At 45.6% G+C, this 18,719-nt stretch carries 17 protein-coding genes, 1 pseudogene and 1 riboswitch; of the genes and pseudogenes, 11 read left to right on the forward strand and 7 right to left on the reverse strand.

Features of this window, described 5'->3' with window-relative positions; translation table 11 throughout:
- The first annotated feature begins 214 nt into the window (after positions 1-214).
- The 3 genes and pseudogenes from BDD39_RS01575 to BDD39_RS01585 form a co-directional block, all read left to right on the forward strand.
- The gene (locus tag BDD39_RS01575; RefSeq protein ID WP_166907523.1) at positions 215-1,576 is read left to right on the forward strand and encodes an ATP-binding protein; all 1,362 of its coding nucleotides are present in this window, start codon (positions 215-217) and stop codon (positions 1,574-1,576) included.
- Between the two features lie 174 nt (positions 1,577-1,750).
- On the forward strand, positions 1,751-2,095 hold the full coding sequence (locus tag BDD39_RS01580) for a lmo0954 family membrane protein (protein WP_166907525.1): 345 nt from the start codon (positions 1,751-1,753) through the stop codon (positions 2,093-2,095).
- Positions 2,096-2,110: 15 nt separating this feature from the next.
- Positions 2,111-2,497, forward strand: a pseudogene (locus tag BDD39_RS01585) (PspA/IM30 family protein); the annotation flags it as partial.
- Positions 2,498-2,608: 111 nt separating this feature from the next.
- Here the strand turns inward: BDD39_RS01585 and BDD39_RS01590 are convergent.
- The gene (locus tag BDD39_RS01590; protein WP_208404314.1) at positions 2,609-4,003 is read right to left on the reverse strand and encodes an amino acid permease; all 1,395 of its coding nucleotides are present in this window, start codon (positions 4,001-4,003) and stop codon (positions 2,609-2,611) included.
- A gap of 335 nt (positions 4,004-4,338) precedes the next feature.
- On the opposite strand from BDD39_RS01590, the gene BDD39_RS01595 reads away from it, so the two are divergent.
- The 7 genes from BDD39_RS01595 to BDD39_RS01625 all read left to right on the forward strand — a co-directional run bounded on the left by BDD39_RS01595 (position 4,339) and on the right by BDD39_RS01625 (position 11,437).
- A complete protein-coding gene (locus BDD39_RS01595) occupies positions 4,339-5,052 on the forward strand; it encodes a TrmH family RNA methyltransferase (RefSeq protein ID WP_166907527.1) in 714 nt (237 codons plus the stop codon).
- Between the two features lie 229 nt (positions 5,053-5,281).
- Positions 5,282-6,217 (forward strand): cytochrome aa3 quinol oxidase subunit II, encoded by a 936-nt coding sequence (qoxA, locus tag BDD39_RS01600; RefSeq protein WP_166907529.1) that lies wholly within the window; start codon positions 5,282-5,284, stop codon positions 6,215-6,217.
- Between the two features lie 24 nt (positions 6,218-6,241).
- Entirely contained in the window at positions 6,242-8,188 is a 1,947-nt protein-coding gene (gene qoxB / locus BDD39_RS01605) for a cytochrome aa3 quinol oxidase subunit I (protein ID WP_166907531.1), read from the forward strand.
- Positions 8,189-8,191: 3 nt separating this feature from the next.
- Complete coding sequence (qoxC, locus tag BDD39_RS01610; protein ID WP_166907534.1) at positions 8,192-8,806, forward strand: cytochrome aa3 quinol oxidase subunit III; 615 nt, start codon at positions 8,192-8,194, stop codon at positions 8,804-8,806.
- Between the two features lies 1 nt (position 8,807).
- Positions 8,808-9,107: a cytochrome aa3 quinol oxidase subunit IV gene (qoxD, locus tag BDD39_RS01615; protein ID WP_166907537.1), complete on the forward strand. Its 300-nt coding sequence runs from the start codon at positions 8,808-8,810 to the stop codon at positions 9,105-9,107.
- 142 nt (positions 9,108-9,249) lie between these two features.
- Positions 9,250-9,357, forward strand: a riboswitch (SAM riboswitch).
- A gap of 69 nt (positions 9,358-9,426) precedes the next feature.
- The gene (locus BDD39_RS01620; RefSeq protein WP_166907539.1) at positions 9,427-10,488 is read left to right on the forward strand and encodes an LLM class flavin-dependent oxidoreductase; all 1,062 of its coding nucleotides are present in this window, start codon (positions 9,427-9,429) and stop codon (positions 10,486-10,488) included.
- A 1-nt stretch (position 10,489) separates the two neighbouring features.
- Complete coding sequence (locus BDD39_RS01625; RefSeq protein ID WP_166907541.1) at positions 10,490-11,437, forward strand: ATP-grasp domain-containing protein; 948 nt, start codon at positions 10,490-10,492, stop codon at positions 11,435-11,437.
- Positions 11,438-11,586: 149 nt separating this feature from the next.
- On the opposite strand, the gene BDD39_RS01630 is transcribed toward BDD39_RS01625, so the two are convergent.
- Positions 11,587-12,312: an amino acid ABC transporter ATP-binding protein gene (locus tag BDD39_RS01630; RefSeq protein WP_380630423.1), complete on the reverse strand. Its 726-nt coding sequence runs from the start codon at positions 12,310-12,312 to the stop codon at positions 11,587-11,589.
- Positions 12,313-12,407: 95 nt separating this feature from the next.
- Here BDD39_RS01630 and BDD39_RS01635 point away from each other — a divergent pair, with 95 nt between their 5' ends.
- The gene (locus BDD39_RS01635; protein ID WP_015863777.1) at positions 12,408-14,066 is read left to right on the forward strand and encodes an IS1634 family transposase; all 1,659 of its coding nucleotides are present in this window, start codon (positions 12,408-12,410) and stop codon (positions 14,064-14,066) included.
- A 132-nt stretch (positions 14,067-14,198) separates the two neighbouring features.
- Here BDD39_RS01635 and BDD39_RS01640 read toward each other — a convergent pair whose 3' ends face one another.
- From BDD39_RS01640 to pdxK, 5 genes are all read right to left on the reverse strand, one after another.
- Entirely contained in the window at positions 14,199-14,855 is a 657-nt protein-coding gene (locus BDD39_RS01640) for an amino acid ABC transporter permease (protein WP_166907543.1), read from the reverse strand.
- Between the two features lie 69 nt (positions 14,856-14,924).
- Positions 14,925-15,746, reverse strand: coding sequence for a basic amino acid ABC transporter substrate-binding protein (locus BDD39_RS01645; RefSeq protein WP_166907546.1), 822 nt, complete (start codon positions 15,744-15,746; stop codon positions 14,925-14,927).
- 435 nt (positions 15,747-16,181) lie between these two features.
- Positions 16,182-16,853 (reverse strand): GNAT family protein, encoded by a 672-nt coding sequence (locus BDD39_RS01650; protein WP_166907548.1) that lies wholly within the window; start codon positions 16,851-16,853, stop codon positions 16,182-16,184.
- Positions 16,854-16,870: 17 nt separating this feature from the next.
- Positions 16,871-17,728 (reverse strand): nitrilase-related carbon-nitrogen hydrolase, encoded by an 858-nt coding sequence (locus BDD39_RS01655; RefSeq protein WP_166912214.1) that lies wholly within the window; start codon positions 17,726-17,728, stop codon positions 16,871-16,873.
- 96 nt (positions 17,729-17,824) lie between these two features.
- Positions 17,825-18,640: a pyridoxine/pyridoxal/pyridoxamine kinase gene (gene pdxK / locus BDD39_RS01660; RefSeq protein WP_166907551.1), complete on the reverse strand. Its 816-nt coding sequence runs from the start codon at positions 18,638-18,640 to the stop codon at positions 17,825-17,827.
- Positions 18,641-18,719 lie beyond the last annotated feature (79 nt).

Raw genomic sequence — 18,719 nt, forward strand, 5'->3', positions numbered from 1 at the left:
AAGCCTCCTTGTCGTGTTTTTATTAGTTTGGCTTGATAAGGGAAAAACTATCCGCCGTGGTTAGAAAAAATGATGTACGGAAAGGCAGGTGTAAAGAACGGCATCTGCTTTTCTTTTTTTGGTAATTGCACGCAAGAAAAACGAAAGATGATACAATAGGAGTAAAGAACGATCCGAATATTTTATAAAAATAATAGTTAAAGGAAGATCGGGAGTGAATAAATATTCAAATTTTCACGAAGAAAATGCAGCTGTCTGGCATGATAGCTCGATTTTAGAGCATTACGGTTTAAATGAACTAAATTTTGAATCGGTGAAAAGTTATCGGGAAAAATTTGCTTCGGTAAAACCCAATCATCCATGGAATGGGCTGGAGACGAAAGAATTTTTATACAAAATTGGTGCATGGGGAAAACTGCGGGACAGCAGCAAAGAAGGGGTAACATTAGCGGGATTGTTAATGTTTAGCGAAGAGCGCATCATTACAGAAGTTTTGCCACAATACTTTCTTGAATATCGGGAAAGTTTGAACGGTATAGTAACCGGCGATTGGACGACGCGGTTTACCTCGCAGGACGGTACGTGGTCAGGTAATTTATATGATTTTTATCATAAAGTAATATCGCAGTTTCAGCGCCATGAGATGGATCCCGCGCTGCAAACAGCGGTATATGAAGCATTAATGAATGCGATTGTGCATGCCGATTATTTAGGAGAAGGCGGCATTATCATCGAAAAAGAAAATGGCATATTTCGTTTTGCCAATCCAGGGCTGTTCCGCATCCCAGTCGATTCCGCTCTTTCCGGACATATGAGCAATCTTCGCAATCCGAATTTATTTAAAATGTTTATTTTAATTGGCCTTTGCAAACGGGCCGGATTTGGTTTAAGACATATTGCGGCTACCTGGAACGATCGGCGCTGGAAGCAGCCAGAATTTATTCAACATTCGAATCCGGAACGGACGATCGTTGTATTATATCCATTTCATTTTCCAGCTGAAACAGCGGCTACTTATGAAACAGATATATATCAAAATATGAAACAGCATGATGAGGAAGACATCGATATCTCATTTATGGACGAAGAACCGGACTCCGTAAATAACAATCTCAACTCCTTAAATAAGGAGTTTAACTCCATAAATAACGACCCTAACTCCGTAAATAATCGCAAAAAGTCCGTAAATAACAAACGAAACTCCGTAAATATAGACTCTAACTCCGTAAATAGTGATGTATACTCCATAAATAAAGGGGATAACTCCGTAAATAGCTTGCTCAACTCCGTAAATAATGAGTTATCCTCTGATGAAATCGATGAGAAACTATGGAATATCGCAGAGTTAGCAAGAAAGAAAAAACGATTGCCTCCAAGTGTGATGGAAAATATCATTTTGCAGCTTTGTGAGCAAAGGCCGTTGATGTTAAAGGAATTAGCGGCACTATTGGAAAGAACGCCGGATGGATTAAGAAACAACTATTTAGGCAAGCTATTAGAGGAAGGAAAAATCCGTCTGAAATATCCAGATCAGCCGAATCATCCGAAACAAGCGTATATGAAAGCGACGGAATAGGAAGGCGCCGACCAGGCAGCCTTCTTTTTTATGTCACGTAAATGGTGCGCATCGAAACCATACAGATGTTGATTAGAAAATTACGACTCAAGTCTTAGAGAAAAATAACACCTTGGCTCATTAGCGAAATATGGAATGATTGGTAGGATGGAAGACAGAAAGGAGGAGAAAAAGGTGAAAAAGCTTGGATTGTTTATCATCGGTGCGATTGCGGCGGTTATGTTCTTTGCAAACATCAGTTCTCTCGCCGTTTTAGCAGTGAGCCTTGTCATTTTGTATTACGCATGGAAGCGATGGATGAAAGCGAACACAACGATGAAAAAACTGTTTTGGATCGCGGTCGGAATTATCGCTTTCGTTGCTTCCGCTTTGAATGCGCCTGCGCTCATTGCAGTTGCCGCAGCGTATGTGTTGTATGTAGTTTATAAAAAATGGAATGAAACAAAACAGACGAAGGAAATCGATGACCCGTTTGCTCATTTTGAAAAGCAGTGGGCAGAGTTAGAACGAAGCTTTTAAAGGAGGAAAACCGTGGTGGCCGATTTATTGACGAGAATTAAAAATATCATCATGGCTGATTTGCATGAGATGATCAATCAAAAAGAAAAGCAAAATCCAATTGCCTTATTAAATGAATATTTACGGCAATGCGAAAAGGAGGTAGAAAGGGTTCGTCATTTGCTTGAGCGGCAGCACCTATTGAAGACAGAACTCACGCGCGAATACAATCAGGCGAGAGAGCTTGCGGATAAGCGGAAGTACCAAGCGCAAATCGCTTCCCAAGCGGGGGAAAATGAACTATATGAATTTGCCATTTTAGAGCAGACAAAATATGAAGAAAGGGCATCGCGAATACAAGAGCTGCTCCAGCAAGTAACAAACGAGCTAGAGCAGTTGGAAAGAAAATATGAAGAAAGGAAAATAACGCAACGAAGGCCATGAAGGCCATAAATAAAGTACAAAAACGACATGAAGACGGCGATAAAAAAACATCCATCCCCTAGGTAGATGGCAAGGGGATGGATGTCTCGTTTAGCCGACTTGCTTTTTGTCCGCAGCTTCGATATGCCGCTTATGCAAGCCTTTTGCATAATAGACGGCCACGAGCAAGATGAGCCAGGCTGGTCCGATGATGAGCGCGATTCGTGTATCTTTGAAGTAGCCCATTAAAGCAGCAACTCCGATGAGGAAGGCGAGAGAAATATAAGAGCTGTAAGGATAGAACGGCACTTTGTATTTTAATTGTCGTTGCTTTTCTGGGCTTAAGCGTTTGCGGAACTGCAATTGCGCCAGCAAAATAATCGCCCATGTCCAAATCGCGCCGAATGTGGCGACGCTCGTTACCCATTGAAATACTTTCTCGGATACATAGTTTAAATAAACGCCAAACAGCATTGCGATGGCCGTAACGATCAGTGCGATTCCAGGGACGCCGCGTTTCGTCAATTTGGCGAAAGAAGACGGCGCTTCCTTTTGTTCGGCAAGGTTAAAGAGCATCCGGCTGGTGCTAAAGATACCGCTGTTGCAGGAAGACAAGGCCGCGGTTAACACGACAAAGTTGATGATTCCCGCAGCGGTGTGAATGCCGATTTTTTCAAACGTCAGCACAAACGGGCTTCCTTTTTGCCCGATTTCATTCCATGGATAGATCGACATAATGACAAACAGCGCGCCGACATAGAAAATTAAAATGCGCCAAAATACGCTGTTAATGGCCCGAGTGAGCGATTTTTCCGGGTTTTTCACTTCGCCGGCAGTGACGCCAAGCATTTCAATGCCTAAATAAGCGAACATGACCATTTGCAAGGACATTAATACACCGGTAATGCCGTTCGGGAAAAAGCCGCCATGTTTCCAAAGGTTGCTGATGCCGGTGGCGATTCCGCCGTTGCCGATGCCAAACAGAATCATGCCCAAGCCGACGACAATCATAAATACAATCGTGACAATTTTAATAAGGGCAAACCAAAATTCTAATTCTCCATATGCTTTTACGGCGAGAAAGTTGATAGTCGTCATCAGTACTAAAGCTGCTAACGCCCATACCCATCTTGGTGTATCCGGAAACCAAAACTGCATATAAATGCCGACAGCGGTAATTTCCGCTATACAGGTAACGACCCATAAAAACCAATAGTTCCATCCAGTTAAGTAACCAGCAAGCGGTCCTAAATAGTTGTGCGCATAGCGGCTAAAGGAACCGGCGACGGGATTTTCGACGGCCATTTCTCCGAGAGCGCGCATAATAAAAAACATGACCGCGCCGCTTACCGCGTATGCCAGTAAAATAGCTGGCCCCGCCAGCTTAATCGCTGATGCTGATCCGAGGAATAAGCCAACCCCAATCGCGGCTCCAAGGGACATCAGCGAAATATGTCGCTCCTCTAGCCCGCGATGCAGTTTTTGTTCATTTTTTGAGATTTGCATCCTTGTTTCCTCCCATCCGTCAGGACAAAGATTATTTTTCTAAAAATAAACAAAATTATAGCGAAAAAAATAATTTATAAAACGTTTACATTAAATATACATAATTCATGAGTATTTGTAAATGTATTTATATGGTAAATAGTCTATGTTTTATTTATTATTATAATATTAATAATATTTTTAAAATTAGGATATTATAATTTGCCTTGTTATACTTAGTATGCTTTCCCATGAGGGAATTCATTTTGGTAATTTGCAGGCCTGATTGCCCACGTGCTTGAAATTTTGTAAAATGAAATTCGCTTTAATTATTATGCGGAATGAAGGTGATGGCAATGAACGAACAAGAAGCAAAAACGTTCATTGAACAGCTGCAAGAAGAAGGACTGCTGACGGAAGAAACGCGTCCTATTTGGGAAATGATTTTGCCGGAACGGTTAAAGCGGATGTATGACGTGCTTTGCCGGCGGACGCGTTATGTTACCTTGTTGACTGAAGCGGTCGATGATCCGCACAACCAGGCAGCGGTGTTGCGGACAGCGGAAGCGTTTGGCGTGCAGGATGTCCATATCGTCACGGGAAGAGCGCCTTTTGAACCGAATCCTTTAGTGACGCGGCATGCCGATAAATGGCTGACGCTTTATCGAAAACCGGATATTGTAACGGCGATTAAAGAGTTGCAAGCAAAGGGATATCAAGTGTATGCCAGCTATCTTGGAGAAGGAACGATTCCTCTTTCTAACATCGACGTGTCGCGACCGACGGCGCTTCTCTTTGGCAACGAACATAGCGGCGTGTCGCAAGAGGCGCTTCATGTTGCCGATGCGACGTTTATGATTCCGATGTATGGGTTTGTCCAAAGTTTTAATATATCGGTAGCAGCTGCGCTTTCATTATATGATGTAACCGAAAGAGCACGCCAACAAGCAGGCGAGCGCTATTATTTATCATTTCAAGAAAAAAAGGAACTATATGAAAAATGGATGTGGCAGACGTTAAATCCACGCATTCGCAAACAGCTTAAGGCACGGTTAGGCTATTCTTTTTAACCTTCCCTAGTTCATGGGGAAGGTTAATTTTTTTTGAAAGGGATATTATTGGGTAAATTTCATTTTTTAGTCACAATCGTGAATATTTATTGAACAATTATTGAATGGTTTGTGACAAATGTGTTTCGAATTTATGAAATTACCTTCTTATGAGTTTCAACTATTTTCACTTTTGATATGTTAGAAACAAATAGTCATGTTATTCGAGCATAAAGGAGGAAGCATGCCGATGAAGCAGGCAAAACAGCGGGGACGGAAATGGTTTTCATTGCTTCCCCTATCATTGTTGCTTCTATTAAGTGGTTGCAGTGAAAAGATAGCGGTATTGAATCCGCAAGGACCTGTCGCCAAAACACAATATCATTTAATTATGTGGTCGATTGGTTTTATGGCATTTATTATGATTGTTGTTTTCGTATTATTTGCGGTTGTGCTGATTCGATATCGCGAAAAGCCGGAAAATGCCGATTATGAGCCACCGGAAGAAGAGGGAAATACATTATTGGAAATCGTATGGACGGCAATTCCAATTATGATTGTCACCTTGTTGGCAATTCCAACGGTGAAAGCGACGTTTGCGCTCGAAAAACCGCAGCGCCATGATGTCAAGCCGTTAACGATCCATGTCACCGCGGCAAACTGGAAATGGATTTTCAGCTATCCAGACCAACATATTGAAACGGTGAATTATGTAAATATCCCTGCAGGTGTTCCAATAAAGTTTAAACTGACATCCGTCGGTCCGATGAACTCATTTTGGGTGCCGGAATTAGGCGGACAAAAATATGCGATGGACAGTATGGAAACACAATTAATTTTGCAAGCAGACAAACCAGGTACCTATATGGGACGAAGCGCAAACTTCTCAGGAAAACAATTTACGCATATGGAGTTTGAAGTTGTCGCACAGAAGAAAGAAGACTTCGGTAAATGGGTAAAAGAAGTGCAACAAACGGCGCCAAAGCTAAATAAAGAGAAATATGCGCAAATTTTAAAACCTGGGTTAGTCGGACGGATGACGTTTTTGAATACGCATCTTGAGTGGATAGACCATGCGAAACAAAACAACCACAATATGGACAATATGTGCAATACAAACAATACGAACAAGGAAGAACATAGCGATCATCATGGGAACATGGAAAACGATCGCCACGCACATTAATTGGCGGGAAAGGAGGAACCGCATATGAAGTGGAGCGAGTTTTTTGTCACTGGCGAGCCGCTTATTTATGCAGCGGATGTCGCGATTGTGTTAACGATTATCGGTATCGTTTTTGTGTTGACGTATTTTAAAAAATGGAAATGGCTTTGGGATGAGTGGTTAACGACAGTAGACCATAAAAAAATTGGGATCATGTATATTATTTGTGCCGTATTAATGTTGTTCCGCGGCGGCGTAGACGCGCTATTAATGCGGGCACAGCTAACGGCACCGAATCTGAAATTTCTCAATGCGCAACATTACAATGAAATTTTTACCACGCATGGTACGATTATGATTATATTTATGGCGATGCCGTTTATTATTGGATTAATGAACGTTGTCGTACCGCTGCAAATCGGGGCGCGTGATGTCGCGTATCCGTACTTAAATGCGTTAAGCTTCTGGCTCTTTTTCTTTGGCGCACTGCTTTTTAATATTTCGTTTGTCATTGGTGGCTCCCCAGATGCTGGCTGGACGTCGTATTTTCCACTTGCTAGCAATCAATTTAGCCCAGGGGTTGGCAATAACTATTACGCAGTTGCCTTACAAATTTCCGGAATTGGGACGTTGATGACCGGAATTAACTTTTTGGTGACCATTTTAAAAATGCGGGCGCCGGGTATGACGCTTATGCGCATGCCGATGTTTACATGGACGGTTTTAATTACATGTGTAATCATTATTTTCGCGTTTCCAGTCTTAACGGTCGCATTAGCGTTAATGACGTTTGACCGCTTGTTTGACACGCAATTTTTCACGATGGCTAACGGTGGTATGTCCATGCTTTGGGCAAACTTGTTCTGGATTTGGGGCCATCCGGAAGTGTATATCGTCGTTTTGCCAGCTTTCGGGATTTTTTCGGAAATTGTCAGCACGTTTGCCCGCAAACGTCTATTTGGTTATAAAGCAATGGTCGGTTCGATCGTTGGCATCGCCTTTTTAAGCTTTCTCGTTTGGGTGCACCACTTCTTTACGATGGGTGCAGGCCCAGCGGTAAACTCGTTTTTCTCGATTACAACGATGGCGATTGCGATTCCGACTGGGGTAAAAGTGTTCAACTGGCTATTTACACTGCGCAAAGGAAGAATTCGTTTTACGACAGCGATGCTTTGGGCGTTAGCGTTTATTCCAAACTTCGTCATTGGCGGGGTTACTGGCGTCATGCTCGCCATGGCAGCGGCGGACTATCAATATCATAATAGTTATTTCTTAGTTGCCCATTTCCATTATGTATTAATTGCTGGTACGGTGTTTGCTTGTTTTGCTGGGCTTCATTATTGGTATCCGAAAATGTTTGGTCATCTATTAAATGAACGTTTAGGAAAATGGACGTTCTGGCTCTTTATGATTGGATTTAACGTTTGCTTCTTTCCAATGTATTTCTTAGGATTAATGGGAATGACGCGACGCATGTACACGTACTCTGCCGGACTTGGCTGGACGCCGCTGAACGTTGTCGCGACGATTGGCGCGGCGCTGATGGGTATCGGCTTTATCATGCTTTGCTATAACATTTATTACAGCGCGCGGTACGGCGAGCGCGACATGACCGGAGACCCGTGGGACGGACGCACGCTCGAGTGGGCGACTGCTTCACCGCCAGCGCACTACAATTTCCCAATCACTCCGGAAGTAACGGATTTGGACGCTTATTGGGTGATGAAGAAAAACGGCAACGGATTTGAAGTAAAAGAAGAACAATTAAAGCCGATTCATATGCCAAGCAACTCAGGCCGCCCGTTCTTGATTTCGATTGCGTTTTTCTTCGCGGGCTTTGGTCTTGTCTTTAAATGGTTTACGCTGGCGATTATCGCTGCGATCTTCATTATTCTCGGTTTAATTCTCCGTTCGTTTGACGATGATGACGGCTATTACATTAGCGTGGACGAGATTAAACGCACGGAGCGTTTGGCACGGAAGGGGGCGTAACGGATGGCAGAAGCAGCTCACCGATATGATGAAACGATGCCGCTCGAGTATCGGACGGAAGAAAGCCGTTTAAATATTTTAGGATTTTGGATTTTCCTTGGCGCCGAGGTCGCGTTGTTTGCGACCTTGTTCGCCACCTATCTTGTTTTATTTCAGCGTACGGGAAGCGGCCCGACCGCGAAAGACCTATTTGAGGTAAAAGATGTTTTAATCGAAACGTTGCTTCTATTAACAAGCAGCTTTACGTGCGGACTCGCCATTTTTGAAATGCGCCGCGGCCGCATGAGCGGGCTGTTGGCATGGCTGTTGGTGACGCTTCTTTTAGGCGCAGGGTTTATTACCTTTGAAATTCGCGAATTTATTCATTATGTCCATGAAGGGGCAACGATACAGACAAGCGCGTTTCTCTCTAGCTTTTTCGTGCTTGTCGGAACGCACGGGGCGCACGTCAGCCTTGGGATTGGCTGGATGATTTTAATTATCATTCAGCTGCTGCAGCGCGGATTTACGCCGCGGACGGCAAGAAAAGTGTTTATCGTCAGCTTGTATTGGCACTTCCTTGACGTCGTGTGGATTTTTATCTTTACATTAGTTTATTTGACCGGGATGGTGATCTAGGATGGGTGCAAACAATCACCATGAATCATTTCCTTGGAAACATATCATTGGATTTATTCTCTCGCTTGTGCTGACGTTCGCTGCGCTTTGGGTCGCGCTATCTTCGGGATTAACGGTGAAGGCGATTATTGGCGTCATCGTCATTTTTGCGATCATTCAAGCAAGCTTGCAGCTATTTATGTTTATGCATATGACGGAAAGCGACAGCGGCAAAATTCAAACGATCAATATGGCGTATGCCTTTTTTATTGCGATAGTGGTTGTTGCCGGGTCGGTTTGGACGATGTCATTCGTATTGTAATGCGGAATCGCTGGCTCTCTCTATGTAGGAGAGCCAGCTTTTTTATATATTGACGGCAAATATAACGCTATGATAGGATAAAAGAAATCCAAGAAAGAAGATAAAATAAAGCGGAAAAAACGGAGATTAAACGAAATAGTAAATCTTATCCAGAGAGGTAGAGGGACTGGCCCGATGAAGCCCAGCAGCCCCTGATGTTCGTCAGAAAGGTGCTAATTCCAGCAGAACGGTTGGTTCTGGAGGATAAGATGAAGCAAAAACTTCTTCTTATCGAAGAAGTTTTTTATTTTTCCGGTTCATGGGGGAGGAGAGGAGCAAGATGAGATACGGGTTTTGGCTGCCGATTTTCGGAGGATGGCTGCGCAATGTTGATGATGAAATGATGCCGGCGACGTTTGAATATGCCAAAACGGTGGCGCAAAAAGCGGAACAATGGGGATATAGCACGACATTAGTCGCCGAGCTGTATTTAAATGATATAAAAGGACCGGAGAGCGATTCGCTGGAAGCATGGTCGACCGCGGCGGCGCTGGCGGCGGTGACAGAAAAATTGGAAATTATGGCGGCAGTCCGTCCCGGTTTCCATAATCCGGCTGTTACGGCGAAAATGGCGGCCAATATTGACCACATCAGCAACGGCCGCTTCACGCTGAATGTCGTATCAGCATGGTGGGAAGAAGAAGCACGTCAATATGGCGGCATTTTTACCGAACATGATGAGCGCTATGACCGCACGGAAGAATTCGTTCAAGTGTTAAAAGGGATGTGGACGAACGATGTATTTGATTTCCGGGGAAAATTTTATGAAGTAAAAGGTGCCCATTTAGCACCGAAACCAGTACAAAAGCCGTATCCGGTTTTGTACGCCGGCGGCGAGAGCGAACGGGGAAAACAAGCGATTGTGGAGCATTGCGATGCGTATGTGATGCATGGCGGAACAGTCGAAGAAATCGCCCGCAAAGTTGCTGATATGAAGCAGCGACGCAAACAGGCGGGAAAAGAGCCGTTTCGCTCGTTTGGCATGGCGGCGTTTGTCATTTGCCGCGACAGCGAGGAGGAAGCGCAGGCGGAATTAAAGCGCATTACCGACGTCAAATTATCGAGCGGCTATGCAGGATATAAGGATTTCGTCAATAAATCCCAGCTTGAGTTGCAGTTAAAATTGCAAGACTATTCCGTATCGAATCGTGGACTGCGGCCAAACTTCATCGGCACGCCGGAGCAAATTGCCGATCGCATTTTGGCGTATGAAGCTGCAGGGGTTGATTTATTATTATTACAATTTTCTCCGCAATTGGAGGAAATGGAGCAGTTTGCCAAACAAGTAATGCCGCTTGTCGAGGAGCGACGGAATTCGCTTGCGGCAAAAGGGGGAAAATAAGATGAGCAAAATTTACATTATTCATGAAAATAGCGAATGGACCGTGCATTTAACGCGGCGGTTGGATGAACTTGGTCTGCCTTATGAAGAATGGTTTTTAGACAAGGGGACGATCGATTTATCGGCGACGCCGCCGGAAGGGGTATTTTACAACCGGATGAGCGCCTCTTCCCATACGCGGGGGCATCGTTTTGCTCCGGAATTCACGGAAGCGGTGCTCGCCTGGCTCGAGCGCCATGGGCGCCGGGTGTTTAACGGAAGCAGGGCGCTGCGTTTAGAAGTGAGCAAAGTAAATCAATATACGGCGTTAAATGCGCATGGAATCCGCACGCCGAAAACGATTGCCGCCGTCGGCAAGGAACAAATTATGGAAGCGGCGAAACAGCTTGGCGCGCCTTCGTTCATTACGAAACATAACCGCGCTGGAAAAGGGCTTGGTGTGCAGCTGTTCCATTCCATTGAAGCGCTTGGGCAGTATCTCGAAAGCCCTGCTTTTGAGGATTCGGTCGACGGCATTACACTGGTGCAAGAATATATTCAAGCGCCGGAGCCGTTCATCACCCGTTGTGAATTTGTCGGCGGAAAATTCATGTACGCCGTGCGCGTAGACACATCGGAGGGGTTTGAACTTTGCCCGGCGGATGCTTGCCAAATCGGCGATTTGTTCTGTCCAGTCGGTGAAACGGCAATGCGTCCGAAATTTGAAATTATAGACGGCTTTTCCGATCCGATACTTGAGAAATATGAGCAGTTTTTGCGCGCCAATGATATTCACATCGCCGGCATCGAGTTTATTCGCGATCAAAACGGCACGATTTTTACTTATGATGTCAACACCAATACGAATTACAACTCGGAGGCGGAGGCGCGCGCCGGCAAGTTTGGCATGTTAGAGGTGGCCAAGTTTTTAGGCGAGGAATTAAAGCGGATTCAAACCGCTTCGGTATAAATAATAAATATAGCCCTGGTTTCCAGCCTTTTGCAGGCGCAAAAACCAGGGCTATGTGTTTGCGCATGGAAGCAGCGTGCCAGCGCCTTTGCTGCTGTGGTCCATAAAAAACCTTGTCGCTTCATTGCGGCAACAAGGCAAATACGAGGTTACAGCACCTTCGACAAAAACGATTTTGTCCGTTCATGTTTTGGATTATCAAAAATTTCACTCGGCGTACCTTCTTCGACGATGTAGCCGCCATCCATAAACAGGACGCGGTCGCCGACTTCACGGGCAAAGCCCATTTCGTGTGTCACGACAACCATGGTCATTCCTTCGTTTGCGAGCTGTTTCATGACGGCCAGCACTTCTCCGACCATTTCTGGGTCTAAGGCGGATGTCGGCTCGTCAAACAGCATCACTTTCGGTTCCATCGCCAAGGCGCGAGCGATCGCGACGCGCTGCGCCTGTCCGCCCGATAGCGAATCCGGGTAGACGTTTGCCTTTTCTTGCAGTCCGACTTTTTTAAGCAGCTCCATTGCTTTTGCTACTGCTTTTTCACGCGGCCATTTCCGCACTTTTATTGGAGCGAGTGTGATGTTATCGAGCACGGTCATATGCGGGAATAAGTTAAAGCGCTGGAATACCATTCCGACTTCTTCGCGCACTTTGTTAATGTTTGTCTGCTTTTCTTTTATGTTGACTCCGTCAATGATGATTTCCCCTTCATCGAAGTCTTCTAAAAGGTTTAAGCAGCGCAAAAAGGTCGATTTCCCGGAACCGGATGGGCCAATGACGACGACGACTTCCCGTTCGCGAATATGGGCATTAATTCCTTTCAGCACTTCTAGGTCGCCAAATGATTTTTTTAAATTATTTACTTTAATCCTCACATTTCGCACCCTCTCGACGAAAATCGGGAGGATTTTTTCGTTCCGATGTCGAATGAATCCTTGACACACAAGGAACGTAAAGGAGTTTTTCACTTATGAACGTTCAAGTCAAAAAGGTCTATCGCAATTCTTATTTGAATATAATAAGTGCCCTATTCAAGAAACTGGGTCTGCCTCAATTGATTGACCATCTCGTGCCCGTCGATCCGCAGTGCCAAACGCGAGTCAGCGATGCCGTTCAGGCCATCCTCTACAATGTGTTTGACGGCCGGCAAGCCCTTGTTCACTTGGAACATTGGGCTCAGGAGGTCGATTGTGAGAAACTCATCCGTCCCGATCTCCATCCTTCCTGGTTGAACGACGATGCGTTGGCCCGTCATCTCGATCGCCTGTATGAGGCTGGCATTCACAACGTCATCAGCACTTGCTTGATTCATATTTATCGAAAAGAAGGCCTTTCCCTCCGAGCCTTCCACGCCGATACGACGGACAAGACCGTTTACGGCGCGTATGAATCGGCCTCGTTAGAGGCCTTACAAATCACACATGGCTACAACCGCCATCATCGTTGGCAAAAACAGATCGGTTTCGGACTGGTCGGCAACGAGGACGGCATCCCGTTTTACGGCGATGTGCACGATGGCAACCTGCCCGATAAAACATGGAATCCCGAGGTGCTGTCTCGTGTCCATGAACAGCTGAAGCAGGCCAAAATCGAAGACGAATGGATTTACGTGGCCGATTCCGCCGCGATGACGAAAGAGACCCTGGCGCAAACCAAAGCGGCCAACGCCTTTTTGATCACCAGAGGCCCTTCGTCGCTCCGGATCGTGAAAACCGCGCTGGCCGAAGCGGATGCTGAGGACACGACGTGGAGCGATCCCTTTACGTTGGCGGAGAGAAACGGCGCCACGTACCGGGTATGGGAAACGGCCTCGACGTATGAAGGCCACCCCGTTCGGCTGATCGTTGTTGAATCGAGCGCGCTCGACCAGCGAAAAGGAAAGACGCTTGAAAAAGAACGAACCAAAGAAGCGGAGCTTCTTCGCGAGGAACAAGCCCGTTGGGAGCGTCACCCCTTCTCCTGCCGGGAAGATGCCGAACAAGCCTTGGCGTCCCTCAAGGCGTCCCTTCGCCCCCGGTTTCATCGGGTTGAGGCCGCGGTCGAAGAGATCGTACGCCTGAAAAAACGGCGCGGACGGCCGAAAAAAGGGGCGGAACCCGAGGTGGAGACGCTGTATTTCTTGCACCTTGACGTCGAATTCGACCAAGACGCGTGGGAACAGGCGAGACGGAAAGCGTCCCGGTTTGTCCTTGTCACGACCGTTCCGAAGGAATGGAAGGGCCAACCCATGGATGCCCAAGAGATCTTGAAGCTGTATAAAGGGCAGATCTCGGTGGAAATGAACTTCGCTTTTTTGAAAGATCCGTTTTTCACGGATGAGATTTACGTCAAAAAACCAGAACGGGTCGCAGTATTAGGCTATTTGTTTCTGTTGGCCTTGGCTATTTACCGCGTTTTTCAGCGCCGAGTGCGTCAGTTTATTACTCCAGAACACCCGTTGAAGGGTCCTGGAGGCCGCAAGCTGACCCGGCCGACGGGACAGGCGATTTTTCAGCTGTTTCAATATGTGAACGTCGTCCTGTTCAAGCTGCCGGATGGGCGCATCCAACGCTCACTGGATCGCTCCCTTACCCCTGATCAGCGAAGGATTCTGCAGGGATTGGGCATGGATGAGAGCATCTACGTGTAACGTGATACGGAACGACCAGCGATGGTAAAAAAAGGATTGCCATCGCTCGTTGTGTTGGTCAAAAAGTTATTCTGAAAAACTAAATAAAAAATCCTTTGTTTTGACCTTGTTAGGGTGCGAAATGTGAGTTAATCATTGGTTTGAATACTTCCTTTCCAAATAATGTAGTAGTTTACTAAGGGAAAGGGTTAAAAGCAAATAAATAAACGCCACGGTTAAATATGGTTCCCAAACGCGGTAGTACTCTCCTGCAGCTGCTTTTCCCCAATACATAAGCTCTGGGGCGGCAATGACAAGGCCGAGGGACGAGTCTTTAATTAAAACGATAAACTCATTTCCAAACGGCGGGATCATCCGTTTTAATGCTTGCGGCAAAATAATATAGCGCATCGCTTGAGCATGCGTCATACCGAGCGAGCGGGCCGCTTCCATTTGCCCTTTGTCAATCGATTGAATGCCGGCGCGGAAAATTTCTGCGACATATGCTGCCGAGTTTAAGGACAGCGATACAATCAGCGAGACGGTCGCGCTTGGCTGGGCAAAAAACAGCGGCATAACTCCAAAGTGTACAAGCAACATTTGTACGATAAGCGGCGTGCCGCGGAAAAAGTTAATGTACCATTCAAACGGAAGGCGGATGAGCCGCTTCGCGGACATTTTGCCAAGGCCGATCATAAGACCGAGAATCAAGCCGGCAATGATAGCAGCGATCGAAACCCCAATCGTTAATAACACCCCACTTAGGAAAAACGGGGCATATTCTTGAATAATATCGAAACGAAAATCCATAGCCCTCACCTTTCTTATAAAAAATGCGTAACTAAATAAGTAGTTACGCATTTTTGAATGTTTGCGCGGTTATTGTTGTTTCAATAAGTTATCGACCTTTGGTTCTGTTCCAAACCATTTTTTATAAATCTCGGCGTATTTGCCGCTTTTTATCAGTTTTTTCAATGCTTCGTCCACTTTTGGCTTCAAGTCGCTTCCTTTCGGGAACATCAGCCCGTAAAACTCAGACTCAAAATGGTCTGGATCGGCGATGGTTTTGATTTTTTTATCCGGATTGTTTTTCACATATTCGTTTGCCACTGCGTTGTCCGTGACAACCGCATCCACACCGCCGTTTAATAATTCCATAATTGCCACAACTGTGTTTTCGAATTTTTTAATGTTTTTATTGTCTTTGCCCAGCAATTTCTCGACTGCTTCCTGCCCGGTCGTAGCGTTTTGGACGCCGATGACTTTTCCTTTTAAGTCAAGCGCGTTTTTGATTGGGCTATTTTCTTTCACCATAATCATATGAGTGGATTCAAAATAAGGAATGGAGAAATCGTATGTTTGTTTCCGCTTATCATTGATCGTGATGCCGGAGATCGCCATGTCGATTTCTTTGCTTTGCAATGCGGCAAATAGCGGATCCCAGCCGATATTTTTTAATTCATAGTCAATGCCTGCTTCTTTCATTACCGCATCTAACAAATCAACGTCAAAACCGACGATTTTCCCTTTATCCATATACTCAAACGGTGCAAACGCAGCGTCTGTTCCGACGATGACTTTTTTCTTTGCTTCTTCTCCTCCCGCAGAAGACGAAGAACTCGGTTCCGCTGATTTTCCGCATGCAGCCAACGCTGTAAGCAATGCAATCACTACAGCGATAATTGTTCCTTTTTTTATCATGATAAACATCCCCCTTTGTGCCATTGTTAATAGATGATTATATATTATCAATCTATCAACATTTTTACGTTTATGCAATACTATTTATAAAAATAATTATTTGAATATTTTGGTTAATATATAATGCACGAATAAACCTCTTTATTATTATATTCTATTAGATGAATTATAATTTATAATATTCTTGAAATAAATGAATATTCATTTTTATAAAATAATGTAGTAGAAGCAGTTGGTTTATTTTTATATTATAAATTAATTGAATATTCAATTTTATTTTTGGGAAATCTGCAGTTATATTTATGTTTTAAACAATTGGGGAATTATGATTATTATTGTAAAAATAATATTCTTTCGTTGTGATGGCAGGAAGGACAACAAAGGAAGGGAGATAAGAAAAAACCCGAACACGTTGTCGTGTCCGGGTTTTTTCGTTTAAATCGGCAGCAATTCCACTTCCGTTTTCGTTTTTAAGTTTTTGATCATGTCATGCCAGGCGTCTGACTTGTTTGGCAAAATCGCGTAGTACGTCTGAAGAAAGCGGACGATGAGGTCGGCCGGCAGCGAGTCTCCCTTATGGCTATAGGACAGGAAACAAAAATCAAGGGCCGATACCGCTTCCCCATCATTTTTCCATGAAGGGTGGACGTATGGAAAGTTAAGCTTGCGGTAGCCGATATGGGACAGCACTTCGCGGCGGACATAAGGGTCCATCGGCTTAATGCCGCCGAACGAATGGTCTTGCACGCGATAAGGATCGTAAATTTCCGCAAACATGCCCAATAGCTTATTGCCGTGCTTGGCGGCCATGTCTAGCAAATCTTTCTCGCGGTGTTCCATTAAAAAGCGGCCGATGCCAAGCCCTTCTTTGCCGATGATCGTAAAGTCCGTCATCGCGACGTTCATGTCCGGGTAGTAGCGGTATTCGGTCGCGCCGACGACATGGTCGTCTAGTACGGCAACACAGACGCGCAAATTCGGGTCTTGGAGCGGTTCTTTCCACAGCTCAAATTCGAGCACTTCTTCTTCTGGAAATACCGTTTGTAGCAACTCATACATTTTTGCAAAAAGCGGGTTGTCAATGCTTGTAATTCGTACGTATTTCATCGGTTCACCCCTCTCCCTTATTTCCAGTCCGGGTACAAGTCGGTGCGGCGGTCGCGCCATGTCGTCACCGCGCCTTTTTCCCGTACTTTGTATAACAGCGACAAGTCGAGGTCGGCGGTGACAATCATGTCGTCGTTAATTTCTCCTTCGACTAGAATGCCGCGCGGCGGGAACGGAATATCGTTTGGCGTAATGACCGCGGCTTGGCCGAAGTTGGCGCGCATGAAGTCAACGGTTGGCAGCGAGCCGACCGTGCCTGTCGTGACAACATACACTTGATTTTCGACGGCGCGCGCGTGGCAGCAATACCGGACGCGATGGAACCCATGGCGGTCGTCCGTGCACGATGGGCAGAAGATGACGTCCGCTCCTTTGGCGCGCACGATGCGCACGATCTCCGGAAATTCAATATCATAGCACGTCAACAGCGCGATCGTTCCTTTTTCCGTTTCGAACACATTGACGCTTTCTCCTGGAGCAATGCCCCATTCCTTTACTTCCGTTGGGGTAATGTGCAGTTTCGCTTGCTGATGGATTTGTCCGTCTGGAGTAAATAAATGGGCGACATTGTACAATTTTCCGTCTTTGCGGATGACGTGCGTGCCGCCGATAAGGTACATGCCGGTTTCTTTCGCCAGCGAAGTAAATAGTTCGTAATACGGTTCTGTATAATTTGGCAAGTCATCGATCGTTGGTGTTTTGCCTGTGTTGGATGGAATGGACAAAAGCTGTGTTGTCATAAATTCCGGAAACAAAACAAACTCCGCTTCAAACTCTTGCGCCGTTTTCACATAATGGGTTACTTGATCGGCAAATTGCTGGAATGAGTCAATCGTATGCAAATGGTATTGTACAGCAGATACCCGCAATCGTATCACACATCCTTCTTTTGTAATTTTTTGTTTTTATATTATCACGTTTGTTTTTTGGTATAAAGCAAAAAAAGAGGGCAGGAGATGCCTTCTCCTGCCTTATTGTTGTTGATAGCGGCGGTACGCGGCATGGTTCGTTGGGCCGACGTATTGGTTGAGCGGGAACGAATGGCGGATGGCTGCGGTAATGAACGCTTTTGCCGTAGCAATCGCTTCTTTTACCGGTTTGCCTTTTGCCAGCTCAGCCGCGATGGCTGCCGAGAACGTGCAGCCGGCGCCGTGTGTATAGGTCGTTTCGATGCGGTCGGACTCTAACAATTCGAACGTTTGGCCGTCGTATAGCACATCGACCGCTTTTTCATGCGGAATTTTGCGCCCGCCTTTGACGATGACGTATTTGGCGCCAAGCTCATGAATTCGGCCTGCCGCTTCTTTCATATCTTCCACCGTTTCGATGCGGTGAAGTCCGCTTAACTGCGCCGCTTCAAACAAGTTTGGCGTGACCACTGTCGCTTTTGGCACAAGCACTTCGCGATAGCATACTGTATTTTCTGGATGGAGCGGCTCATCGGCTCCTTTGCACACCATGACAGGATCAATGACGACATTCGTTAATTGATGTTTTTCGATCGTTTTTGCCGCGAGTTCAATAATATCTGTCGTCGGCAGCATCCCCGTTTTCATCGCGTCGACTCCGACGCCGACGATGATCGTTTCGAGCTGTGCTTCAATCGTCGCGAGATCGACCGGAAACACTTGATGGAACCAGTTGTTATGCGGATCCATTGCGACGATGGTTGTAATGGCGGTCATTCCATATACGCCAAGTTCTTGAAACGTTTTTAAGTCCGCTTGAAGACCAGCGCCGCCGCTGCTGTCGGAACCGGCGATCGTCAGTGCTTTAGGCATTGCCATGATGCATCCTCCTTCTTATGTATCGGTGATAATGTATTATTTAATCATAGCACAAATCACTTCGATAAGGTAGAAAAGT

Source organism: Saccharococcus thermophilus, assembly GCF_011761475.1.
GTDB classification, from domain to species: domain Bacteria; phylum Bacillota; class Bacilli; order Bacillales; family Anoxybacillaceae; genus Saccharococcus; species Saccharococcus thermophilus.

What these genes read in the sequence shown, in the direction of transcription:
- BDD39_RS01590 (WP_208404314.1), bottom strand. Translation starts at nt 4,003, where the DNA reads ATGCAAATCTCAAAAAATGAACAAAAACTGCATCGCGGGCTAGAGGAG.
- BDD39_RS01595 (WP_166907527.1), top strand. Translation starts at nt 4,339, where the DNA reads ATGAACGAACAAGAAGCAAAAACGTTCATTGAACAGCTGCAAGAAGAA.
- qoxA (WP_166907529.1), top strand. Translation starts at nt 5,282, where the DNA reads ATGAAGCAGGCAAAACAGCGGGGACGGAAATGGTTTTCATTGCTTCCC.
- qoxB (WP_166907531.1), top strand. Translation starts at nt 6,242, where the DNA reads ATGAAGTGGAGCGAGTTTTTTGTCACTGGCGAGCCGCTTATTTATGCA.
- qoxC (WP_166907534.1), top strand. Translation starts at nt 8,192, where the DNA reads ATGGCAGAAGCAGCTCACCGATATGATGAAACGATGCCGCTCGAGTAT.
- qoxD (WP_166907537.1), top strand. Translation starts at nt 8,808, where the DNA reads ATGGGTGCAAACAATCACCATGAATCATTTCCTTGGAAACATATCATT.
- BDD39_RS01620 (WP_166907539.1), top strand. Translation starts at nt 9,427, where the DNA reads ATGAGATACGGGTTTTGGCTGCCGATTTTCGGAGGATGGCTGCGCAAT.
- BDD39_RS01625 (WP_166907541.1), top strand. Translation starts at nt 10,490, where the DNA reads ATGAGCAAAATTTACATTATTCATGAAAATAGCGAATGGACCGTGCAT.
- BDD39_RS01635 (WP_015863777.1), top strand. Translation starts at nt 12,408, where the DNA reads ATGAACGTTCAAGTCAAAAAGGTCTATCGCAATTCTTATTTGAATATA.
- BDD39_RS01640 (WP_166907543.1), bottom strand. Translation starts at nt 14,855, where the DNA reads ATGGATTTTCGTTTCGATATTATTCAAGAATATGCCCCGTTTTTCCTA.
- BDD39_RS01645 (WP_166907546.1), bottom strand. Translation starts at nt 15,746, where the DNA reads ATGATAAAAAAAGGAACAATTATCGCTGTAGTGATTGCATTGCTTACA.
- BDD39_RS01650 (WP_166907548.1), bottom strand. Translation starts at nt 16,853, where the DNA reads ATGAAATACGTACGAATTACAAGCATTGACAACCCGCTTTTTGCAAAA.
- pdxK (WP_166907551.1), bottom strand. Translation starts at nt 18,640, where the DNA reads ATGGCAATGCCTAAAGCACTGACGATCGCCGGTTCCGACAGCAGCGGC.